The following is a 10,037-nucleotide window of genomic DNA, read 5'->3' on the forward strand; positions in this document are numbered from 1 at the left end:
GCCTGCAGATGAAAACGTCCGCGAAACCCGAAAGCTTCACAAGCTCTCAGGGTGACGGTGAGAGATTGAGTTCGCTGTCCTGATGAGAACGCGGCATTCGCGCGGGGCTCTTAGGCCGACTTTTTGCGCGACGCTGGCCGCGGCTTCACCATCGTCTCCGCCGGCGTGAGCAGCCGCCCGTCCTCGGCGCGCATCTCCAGCTTCTTCACCGGGCGGCCTTTTTCGCGATCCACCAAGATGGTCGCGATCTCCTCGGGGCGATCGTCGAACTCCTCGCTCCATTGCCGCAGCGCGACCAGGATCGGGAAGGTGCCGCGGCCCTTCGGCGTCAGCACGTATTCCTGATAGGCGCTGCCGTCGGAGGCGGGGGCGGTGGCCAGAATGCCGTGATCGACCAACGCGCGCAACCGCGTGGCGAGAATGTTCTTGGCCATGCCGAGCTTGTTCTGAAACTCGCCGAAGCGGCGCAGCCCAAACAGCGCCTCGCGGATGATCAGCAGCGACCACCAGTCGCCGAGCGCGTCCAGCGACCTCGCGATCGGGCAGGCGTCGCCCTCGAAGCTCGTTCGTTTCACCATCGTCGTCTGTCCTGTCGCATTCGCATGATGGCCGGGCCGATCACGCGCTTGTGTGGTTGCATCATAAAACCAAATGGCCTAGATGGCAACTTAGTTTCATAATGCAACTATTGGAGGCGAGCGTGAGACTGACGAACAAGACGGCCCTGATCACCGGCGGCAATAGCGGCATCGGGCTTGCGACGGCAAAGCTGTTCGTGGCGGAGGGCGCCAGGGTGGTGATCACCGGGCGCAACAAGGAAACGCTGGCGGCGGCCGCGAAGGAACTCGGGCCCAACGCGCTCGCGCTTGTTGCAGATGCGACCGACATCGCCGCGACCGACGCCGCGATCAAGCAGGGCGCCGATAAATTCGGCAAGCTCGACATCGTGTTCGCCAATGCTGGCATCGCTGGCGCCGGCGGCACGCCGCTCGGTTCGGCAACGCTGGAGGCCTTCGAGAAGGTTATCCGCACCAACCTCACCGGCGTGTTCTTCACGGTGCAATCTGCGCTGCCTCATCTCAACGACAATGCCTCGATCATTCTGAACGGCTCGGTGATCTCCGTGCTCGGCATTCCCGGCTACTCCGCCTACGGTGCCGCGAAAGCCGGCGTGCGTGCGATGGCGCGGATCATGGCTTCTGAATTGTCGCCGCGCGGCATCCGCGTCAACGTGGTGGCGCCCGGTGCGATCCGCACGCCGATCTGGGGCGCGGCGGTCGCAACGCCGGAAGCGGAGAAGGCGTTCGAGAAGCGCATCGGGCTGATGACGCCGCTCGGCCGGCTTGGTGAACCGGATCACGTCGCGAAGACGGTGCTGTTTCTCGCCTCCGACGATTCCGCACATGTGCAGGGCCAGGAGATCTTCGTCGACGGCGGCGCGGTGGCCTCGCCGAGCGGCGCACCGATCTATCGCGGTTGATCAATTGACCTGAAAATTGAATCGGTCGGCGCGGCGAGGTTGGTTGCGCCGGCGGGTTCCCTCATCTCCGGAGACGTATTTCCTGAACCTTTGCGTGAGGCGTTGAACCTTCGCTTGTGCTGCAAAGACATTTTTACGGGCAGGGGGTCACAAGACTCATTTCAGGGAGCCCGTGATGCCAAAGGCAGCTCGTATTTTTTCGTCGATTTCAGCACCGCGTATTTACAGCGAACGTTCCGCCATTCCCGCCAAACGCTCCGACGCGTCCGAGTTCGTCGGGGTGGCGCTTTTTGCCGGCATCGGTCTGTTCATTTCGCTGGTCGCCGTCATCCTCGGTATTCAAGGCGCCTGGTTTTAGCCTGACCGACCTGTCAGCCGCCGCCGGAATCCGGCTGCGGCTGTTGTCAGCGTGAGGCTCAGGCCGCGCGCAGGCTGGTGGCCAACTGAAGCGCGCCGGCGATCGCCTTTTCGCGGTGCTCGGGCCCGACCTGGATGCCGTCTGCGGAGATGAATTCGGGATTGGTGATGCCGATGAAGCCGAACACCCAGCGCAGATAGGTTTCGAGATGCTCGCCAGCGGCCGTCGGCATGTCGGCGCCGTAATAGCCGCCGCGCGAGATCGCCACGATCACGCGCTTGCCGCCGGCAAGGCCCTGCGGTCCGTTCGCCCCATAGCTGAACGTCTTTCCCGCCACCAGGATACGGTCGATCCATGCCTTGAGCTGGCTCGGGATGGTGAAATTGTACATGGGCGCGCCGATCACGACGGTGTCGGCCTCGAGGAACTCGTTCAGGACGGCCGCGCTCGCGGCAAGGTCCGGGGCGAGTTCCGCGGGTGCGGGCGCGCCTTGCGCAGCGGCGAGGTGCGACCCCGAGAGATGCGCAAGCGGCGTCTGGGTCAGATCGCGGTAGACGATTTCGAGCGCGGGCGTCGCCTGGCGGAGCCGGTCGACGATGGCGGCGGAGACCTGCCGGGAGACGGAGTGGGGGCCGAGCACGCTGGAGTCGATGTGGAGCAGTTTCATTTGGGGTCACCCTGGTATAAGTTTGTAACCAGCGCTACATGAGTGACCATCGAAATCCCCGCAAGAACGCACTTTTTTGAGCCATGGGCACATTATTGAAACCTGAGAACACCGGTTTGCCTGCTCCGCCGAGGCCACCCCAGAGGCCGGATCCCATGCCGGATCCGAACCACTCGGACTGCCGCGGCGTCGCCTCCGTGCTGTCGCGCGTCGGCGACAAATGGAGCGTGTTCGTGATCATGATGCTCAGCGACGGGCCGAAGCGCTTCAACGAGCTGAAGCGCATGATCAACGGCATCTCGCAGCGGATGCTGACCTTGACGCTGCGTGGCCTCGAGCGCGACGGCCTCGTCACGCGCACGATCTTCCCGACCATTCCGCCGCGCGTGGACTACGAGCTGACCGATCTCGGCCGCGGGCTGCAACAGCCGGTGAAAGCGCTCGGGCAGTGGGCGATCGACCATCTGGCGCAGATCGAGGCGGCACGAACCCATTTCGATCAGCGCAACGACGGCTAGAGCATGATCCGGAAAAGTGCGAAGCGGTTTTCCGAAAAGATCACGCGCAAACAACAAGCTAAAGCGCGATGACGATTCATCCAAATCTCATTGCGCTTTAGATCAGCGACACCAATCCGCCGCCGTGACGTTCGAGCTTCCCGGCGAGCTCGAGCTCCAGCAGCACCGTGCGCACGACCGCAGGCGATGCGCCGGACATCCGCACGAGATCGTCGATCGTGACAGGCACGGGGCCGAGCAGGCCGGTGATCTGGTCGCGGTCGTGGCCCTGCGGATCGCTCTCGAAGGGCTCGCTGTCGGGCTCGCTCGCAGGGATCATCAGCGGCCGCTCCATGATCGGCTGCACCGCGTTGACGATGTCGGCAGCTTCGGTGACGAGGGTGGCGCCCTGCTTGATGAGATCGTTGGCGCCGGCAGCGCGTGGATCGAGCGGCGAGCCGGGCACCGCGAACACCTCGCGGCCCTGTTCGGCCGCCATGCGCGCGGTGATCAGCGAGCCCGAGCGGTGCGCCGCTTCCACCACGACGACGCCGAGCGAGGCGCCCGAGATCAGCCGGTTGCGGCGGGGAAAGTCGCGGGCACGCGGCTCGTGGCCGAGCGGCATCTCGGAGATCGCAGCACCGTCGTGATCGAGGATCGCCGCGAGCAGATCGCCATGCTCGGGCGGATAGATGCAATCATGGCCGCCGGCGAGCACTGCGATCGTGCCGCTCTCGACACTGGTGCGATGCGCGGCCTGATCAACACCGCGCGCGAGCCCGGAGATGACGACGAAACCGGCCTCGCCAAGCTCGCGCGCCAGCTGGCCGGCGAACTTAAGCCCGGCGCCGGAAGCGTTGCGCGAGCCGACGATGGCAATCATCGGCCGCATCAGCGTCTTGGTGTCGCCGCGTACCGCGAGCAAAGGCGGCGCATCGTCGATCATCGCCAGCCGCGCGGGATAGCCGTCTTCGCCCGGTGCGCGCCAGGCGATGCCGAACTTGCGGCTGGCGGCAAGCTCGGCCCTGGCCTCATCGGCACTACAGATGCGGCCCGATCGCTGCGCGCCGCCGCGGCGCGCCAGATCAGGCAACCGCTCCAGCGCGGCACGCGCGCTGCCGTAATGATCGACCAGCGAGCGGAAGGTTCGCGGGCCCACATTGTCGGAGCGGATCAGCCGCAGGCGGTCGATCCGCTCAGCCTCGGTCAGCTCCACGCTCGGATTGATGGCGTCCACGGCGTCTCCTTGTGGGCGCAGCATGGAACAACCCGAGGGCGTTGCGCAACAGCGACGTGCGCTTGCGCGGCCTCGCCCCGATGCTAAAAGCGATGGCAATAAGAAGGGTTTTGCCATGATCTCACTCGCCGACCTCCAGCGCCGCATCGAAGCGGGGGAGCTTTCGCCCGAGGCCGCTATTGCGCAATCGCACGCGGCGATCGAGGCCAAGGAGAAGGACGTGCGCGCCTTCGTCCGCCACGACAGGAGCGCGAAGGCGCAAGCCGCCGGCCCGCTGCGCGGCATCGCCGTCGGCATCAAGGACATCATCGACACCGCTGACATGCCGACCGAGATGGGCTCGCAGATCTACCGCGGCTGGCAGCCGCGCGCCGATGCGCCTGTCGTGATGATGCTGAAGCGGGCGGGCGCGACCATCATCGGCAAGACCACGACGACGGCATTCGCCTCGCGCGATCCGACGCCGACGCTCAATCCGCACAATACGGGCCATACGCCGGGCGGCTCCTCCTCGGGCTCGGCGGCAGCCGTCGGCGCCGGCATGATCCCGCTGGCGCTGGGCACCCAGACCGGCGGCTCGGTGATCCGGCCTGCCGCCTATTGCGGGACCGCCGCGATCAAGCCGTCCTTCCGCATGCTGCCGACGGTCGGCGTGAAGTGCTATTCGTGGGCGCTCGACACGGTCGGCCTGTTCGGCGCGCGCGCGGAGGATCTCGCGTGCGGGCTGCTCGCGATGACGGGCCGCACCGAGTTTTCCGGCATCGCCCCGGCGAAGGCGCCGCGGATCGGCGTGGTCAGGCAGGAATTCGCAGGTCACGTGGAGCCGGCCGCGGAAGAGGGGCTGCTGGCCGCGATCAAGGCGGCCGAGCGCGCCGGTGCCAGCGTGCAGACGATCGATCTGCCTGAGGCGGTGCAGGAGGCCTGGCGCATTCATCCGATCGTCCAGGATTTCGAGGCGCATCGCGCGCTGGCCTGGGAGTTTTCCGAGCGTCACGACGAGATCGCGCCGATGCTGCGCGCCAGCCTCGATGCGACCGCCCACCTGACGCCGAAGGAATATGACGAGGCGCGCCGGATCAGCCGCCGCGGCCGTCGCGAGCTCGGCGAAGTGTTCGAGGGCGTCGACGTGCTCCTGACCTATTCGGCGCCGGGAACGCCGCCGGCCAAGGAGCTCGCGACGACAGGCGATCCCCGTTACAACCGGCTCTGGACGCTGATGGGCAACCCTTGTGTCAACGTGCCCGTGCTGAAGTCGGGCGGCCTGCCCGTTGGGGTGCAGGTGATCGCACGCTTCGGCAATGATCCGCTCGCATTGGCGGTGGCGTGGTTCCTCGAGCAGGCGCTGGCGAAGTCAGGCTAGCGCGGGTTCGAACGCGACGGTGGCGGGCGCAGCGAGCGGCCCGCCTGCTTTCGCATCTTGCCCGAGCCAGCGCTCGGCGGCTGCGCGGCCGCTCCGGTGCAGCAGGCGGATGAAGCCGCGGCCGAGATCGGTCGATGAGCGCTGCGCCAGGCCGTCGACGGAGTCTTCGGCCGCAATCCGGGTGAGCCGCAGCGAATTCGTGGCATGCGACTGCGCCCATGCGATCGCCGCGATCTCGGCATTGAGCGCGGCGTTGGCCGCGATCTGATCGAGCCGGCGGTCGATGGCGGCGAGGGTGATGGGCACATAGCTGTCGCGCGCCGGAGTGACCTGGACGAGCAGGACATCAGACGTCGTCGTCTCCTGCGCCAGCCGGAGCAGCGGCGGGTTGCCGCCGAAGCCGCCGTCCCAATAGGCTTCGCCCTCGATCTCGACGGCGCAATGAACCAGCGGCGGACAGGTCGAGGCCAGCGCGACGTCGGCCGTGATGGCGTCATTGCGGAAGATCTGTTGCTGCCCGTCGCGGATCCGCGTCGCCGCAATCAGCAGCTTTGGGCACGCCGCGCCGCGCAACGCGGAAAAGTCGATGTCGCGCGCCAGCGCCTGCCGCAGCGGATCGAGGTCGACCGGATCGAACTGGCCGGAGCGCAGCGTCGGCCCGAATGCGACCGAGCTTCCCGCCGGCGAAAAACCGCCGACCAGCATCAGCGAGCGGAACGAGGCCTCGTGCAGCAGGCGCAGCCAGAACCGGCTGAGCCGGCTGCGCGCCGCTTCGCGGCCGCCTTCGGCAAGACCGGAGGCAAGCAGCAGCGCATTGATCGCGCCGGCACTGGCGCCGCTGATGGTGTCGATCTCGATCGGCTCTTCCAGCAGCCGCTCCAGCACGCCCCAGGTGAAGGCGGCAAAGGTGCCGCCGCCCTGCAGCGCCAGCGACAGTCTCCGCGGCGGCCATTGCTCGGCGCTTGCCGGCGCGGACGCGACCGGCGCCGCTTTGGTCACGACATCGACCGTCGCAGGCGCTTGCGCAGCGGGCGGCGGTGTTGGCGGCAGAACCGGAATGGGATCTGGCGTGGGGGGCGGCGAGGGCGCGTCAGACCAGATGTCGGTGGTCGAGAGCAGCCGGCTTGCCGCGGTGCGGACAGCACCCTGCGAACCAACCCCGTCATGCGCGTCGACAATCTTCTCGCTCATTCCGAGCAACCGCGTAACGCCATCTCGACTGTCAGGATGACAGGCATGGAACCGCTGCGCTACTGCCGGCCGCGAACGCGCCGTCAGTTGCGAACAGGATTTGACATATAATGCAGAGAGGGGGCTTCGGTATCCGTAGATGCCCTGGCTTTAGACGCTTTGCGCGACGAGGTTCGCGACGCGATTACGCTTTCTCGCCGATGCGGCTTTCCCTGCCGGCTTGCAGTCGCTTGATGTTCTCGCGATGCGCGTAGAACATCAGCAGCGTCAGCACCGCGAACAGTGCTGCGAGCGCGAGATGCCCAAACCACCACAGGAATATCGGCGTGATGAACGCGGCCACCAGCGCCGAGAGCGACGAGTAGCGGGTGGTGAAGGCGGTCGCCACCCACAGCAGGCAGAACACCACCATGCCCGGCCAGAACAGGCCGAGCAGGACACCGATATAGGTCGCAACGCCCTTGCCGCCCCTGAACTTGAGCCAGACCGGGAAGAGATGGCCGAGGAAGGCGCCGAGCCCGGCCACCATGGCGGCGTTGGGTCCTGCGATGTAGCCTGATATCATCACGGCCGCCGTGCCTTTGAGCGCGTCGAACAGCAGCGTGCCCGCTGCAAGCTTCTTGCTCCCGGTGCGCAGCACATTGGTGGCGCCGATGCTGCCGGAGCCGATCGAGCGGATGTCCTGCGTGCCGGCGAGCCTGGTCAGGATCAGGCCGAACGGAATCGAGCCGAAGAGGTAGCCGATGACGAAGGCCATCGGCAGAAAAGCTTCAAGCCCCATGGCGGCGGCTCCAAAGGCTGGATTTCGCGTCAGACATGCTCGTATACCGTGCGGCCGCCGACAATGGTGCGGACCACGCGGCCTGTAAAGCGGGCCTCGTCGAACGGGGTGTTCTTGCAGGGCGATTTGAGGTCGGCCGGGTCGACCACCCAGGGCACGTCGGGGTCGATCACGATGACATCCGCAGGGCTGCCCGCGCGCAGGGTTCCGCCAGGGAGGTTGAGCAACTCCGCCGGTCGGGTCGACATCGCCCGGATCAGCGTCTTCAGTTCCATCTCGCCATTGTGCACGAGGCGCAGGCCGGCGGGCAGCATGGTCTCCAGACCGATGGCGCCGGGCGCGGCTTCCGCGAACGGCAGGCGCTTGCCCTCGACGTCCTGCGGATTGTGGTCGGACATGACGACGTCGAGCAGGCCGGAGGCCATCGCGGCCACCAGCGCACGGCGGTCGTCCTCGGTGCGCAGCGGCGGCGACAGTTTCAGGAATGACCGGTAAGGACCGATGTCGTTCTCGTTCAGCGCCAGATGGTTGATCGAGACCGAGGCGCTGACGGCGAGCCCTGCATCGCGCGCACGCTGGAGGATCTCAAGCGAGTCGATGCAGGTCAGCGAGGCCGCGTGATAGCGGCCGCCGGTCAGCGCCACGAGGCGCATGTCGCGTTCGAGGATCACGGCCTCGGCGGCGTTCGGGATCCCCATCAGGCCGAGCCGCGAGGCGAACTCGCCCTCGTTCATCACGCCTTCGCCGACGAGATCGGGATCCTCGGTGTAGTGCACGATCAGCGCGTCGAAGTCGCGCGCGTAGGTCAGCGCGCGGCGCATCACCTGGGCATTGGTCACGCTTCTGGCGCAATCGCTGAAGGCGACCGCGCCGGCGGCCTTGAGCAGGCCGAACTCGGTCATCTCCTGGCCGTGCATGCCCTTGGTGAGGGCGGCCATCGGCTGGATGTTGACGATCGCAGTGTCGCGGGCGCGGCGCATCACGAAGTCGACCGTCGCCGAATTGTCTATCACCGGCGAGGTGTCGGGCTGGCAGATGATGGTGGTGATGCCGCCGGTCGCGGCCGCCTGGCTGGCGGTGGCAAAGGTCTCGCGATGGCTGAAACCGGGCTCGCCGACGAAGGCGCGCATGTCGATCAGGCCGGGCGCGACGATCTTGCCGGCGCAGTTGACGATGTCGGTGCCTTCAGGGACGCCGGCAGCCCCGATGCCGCGACGGGTCTCGCGGATGGTGCCGTCGGCGATGAGGACGTCGCCGACCCCGTCGAAATCCCGGGAGGGATCGACGACGCGGGCGTTGGCGAGCAGGATCGGGCGGCGGTCGGTCAGCATGGGCATCACGCGTTCGGCAGGTTACGGGCGAGCGCTTCCAGCACCGCCATGCGCACGGCCACGCCCATCTCCACCTGTTCGCGGATCAGGGATTGCGCACCGTCGGCAACCGCCGTGTCGATCTCGACGCCGCGGTTCATGGGGCCGGGGTGCATCACGAGCGCGTCCGGCTTGGCGTAAGCGAGCTTCTTCTGGTCGAGCCCGAAATAGTGGAAGTATTCGCTCGACGACGGCACGAAGGAGCCGTTCATGCGCTCGCGCTGGAGCCGCAGCATCATGACGATGTCGGCGCCGTTCAATCCCTCGCGCATGTCGCGCGCGACCTCGACGCCCATTCGCTCGATGCCTGGTGGCAGCAGCGTGGAGGGGCCGACGACGCGGACGCGGGCGCCCATGGTGTTGAGCAGGATGATGTTGGAGCGGGCAACGCGCGAATGCAGCACGTCGCCGCAGATCGCGACCACGAGGCCCTCGATCCGGCCCTTGTTGCGGCGGATGGTGAGCGCATCGAGCAGCGCCTGGGTCGGATGCTCGTGGGCGCCGTCGCCGGCATTGATCACGGAACCGTCAACCTTGCGCGCCAGCAGTTCCACCGCCCCGGAGGCGTGATGGCGCATCACCAGGATGTCCGGATGCATCGCGTTGAGCGTCATCGCGGTGTCGATCAGCGTCTCGCCCTTCTTGATCGACGAGGACGCCACCGACATGTTCATGACGTCGGCTCCCAGGCGCTTGCCGGCGAGCTCGAACGAGGACTGGGTCCGGGTAGAGGCCTCGAAGAAGAGGTTCACCTGCGTCCGTCCCCGCAGGACGGTGCGCTTCTTGTCAACCTGGCGGTTGAGCTCGACATATTCTTCGGACAGGTCGAGGAGGCCGGTGATGTCGGCCGCGGAAAGGCCCTCGATGCCCAGCAAATGCCGGTGGCCGAGGACGAAGGTCGATTTCGATGTCATTAAAGCGAGAGCTATAGGCGCGGATGGCTGGGGGGGCAAGGGCCAAAGCCGGGGCGGTGAGTTATCCCCTGATCTGTCGGTCAGGGCGCCGGGGCGCGCTCTAAGTCCCGTCATGCCCGGGCTTGTCCCGGGCATCCACGATCTTCTATCGCATTTGACGCAAAGGACGTGGATGGCCGGGA

General features: G+C 66.6%; 11 protein-coding genes. 4 read left to right on the plus strand and 7 right to left on the minus strand.

All coding sequences use genetic code 11. From position 1 onward, the window contains the following. Positions 1-110: 110 nt before the first annotated feature. Positions 111-578: a helix-turn-helix domain-containing protein gene (locus tag Q0743_RS27195; protein ID WP_298244554.1), complete on the minus strand. Its 468-nt coding sequence runs from the start codon at positions 576-578 to the stop codon at positions 111-113. 122 nt (positions 579-700) lie between these two features. Here Q0743_RS27195 and Q0743_RS27200 point away from each other — a divergent pair, with 122 nt between their 5' ends. Then, the gene (locus Q0743_RS27200; RefSeq protein ID WP_298244555.1) at positions 701-1,480 is read left to right on the plus strand and encodes an SDR family oxidoreductase; all 780 of its coding nucleotides are present in this window, start codon (positions 701-703) and stop codon (positions 1,478-1,480) included. Between the two features lie 175 nt (positions 1,481-1,655). Next, positions 1,656-1,838, plus strand: a complete 183-nt coding sequence (locus Q0743_RS27205; RefSeq protein ID WP_298244556.1) for a hypothetical protein — start codon at positions 1,656-1,658, stop codon at positions 1,836-1,838. A gap of 58 nt (positions 1,839-1,896) precedes the next feature. Here the strand turns inward: Q0743_RS27205 and Q0743_RS27210 are convergent, their stop codons facing one another. Then, positions 1,897-2,505, minus strand: a complete 609-nt coding sequence (locus Q0743_RS27210; RefSeq protein ID WP_298244557.1) for an FMN-dependent NADH-azoreductase — start codon at positions 2,503-2,505, stop codon at positions 1,897-1,899. An 83-nt stretch (positions 2,506-2,588) separates the two neighbouring features. On the opposite strand from Q0743_RS27210, the gene Q0743_RS27215 reads away from it, so the two are divergent. Then, positions 2,589-3,023: a helix-turn-helix domain-containing protein gene (locus Q0743_RS27215; RefSeq protein WP_298244558.1), complete on the plus strand. Its 435-nt coding sequence runs from the start codon at positions 2,589-2,591 to the stop codon at positions 3,021-3,023. Between the two features lie 97 nt (positions 3,024-3,120). On the opposite strand, the gene dprA is transcribed toward Q0743_RS27215, so the two are convergent. Continuing rightward, positions 3,121-4,263 carry a DNA-processing protein DprA gene (dprA, locus tag Q0743_RS27220; RefSeq protein WP_298244559.1) on the minus strand — a complete coding sequence of 381 codons (1,143 nt, stop codon included), beginning with the start codon at positions 4,261-4,263 and terminating at the stop codon, positions 3,121-3,123. A gap of 91 nt (positions 4,264-4,354) precedes the next feature. On the opposite strand from dprA, the gene Q0743_RS27225 reads away from it, so the two are divergent. After that, positions 4,355-5,599 (plus strand): amidase, encoded by a 1,245-nt coding sequence (locus tag Q0743_RS27225; RefSeq protein ID WP_298244560.1) that lies wholly within the window; start codon positions 4,355-4,357, stop codon positions 5,597-5,599. Here Q0743_RS27225 and Q0743_RS27230 read toward each other — a convergent pair. The 4 genes from Q0743_RS27230 to Q0743_RS27245 form a co-directional block, all read right to left on the minus strand. After that, entirely contained in the window at positions 5,591-6,790 is a 1,200-nt protein-coding gene (locus Q0743_RS27230) for a patatin-like phospholipase family protein (protein ID WP_298244561.1), read from the minus strand. The two genes, Q0743_RS27225 and Q0743_RS27230, sit on opposite strands and share 9 nt — an antisense overlap. A gap of 184 nt (positions 6,791-6,974) precedes the next feature. Further along, positions 6,975-7,571, minus strand: a complete 597-nt coding sequence (gene plsY / locus Q0743_RS27235; RefSeq protein WP_298244562.1) for a glycerol-3-phosphate 1-O-acyltransferase PlsY — start codon at positions 7,569-7,571, stop codon at positions 6,975-6,977. 29 nt (positions 7,572-7,600) lie between these two features. Continuing rightward, on the minus strand, positions 7,601-8,902 hold the full coding sequence (locus tag Q0743_RS27240) for a dihydroorotase (RefSeq protein ID WP_298244563.1): 1,302 nt from the start codon (positions 8,900-8,902) through the stop codon (positions 7,601-7,603). A gap of 5 nt (positions 8,903-8,907) precedes the next feature. Continuing rightward, positions 8,908-9,855, minus strand: coding sequence for an aspartate carbamoyltransferase catalytic subunit (locus Q0743_RS27245; protein ID WP_128926140.1), 948 nt, complete (start codon positions 9,853-9,855; stop codon positions 8,908-8,910). Between the last annotated feature and the right edge of the window lie 182 nt (positions 9,856-10,037).

It is taken from the genome of uncultured Bradyrhizobium sp., assembly GCF_936943645.1.
In the GTDB taxonomy this organism is placed as follows: Bacteria; Pseudomonadota; Alphaproteobacteria; order Rhizobiales; family Xanthobacteraceae; genus Bradyrhizobium.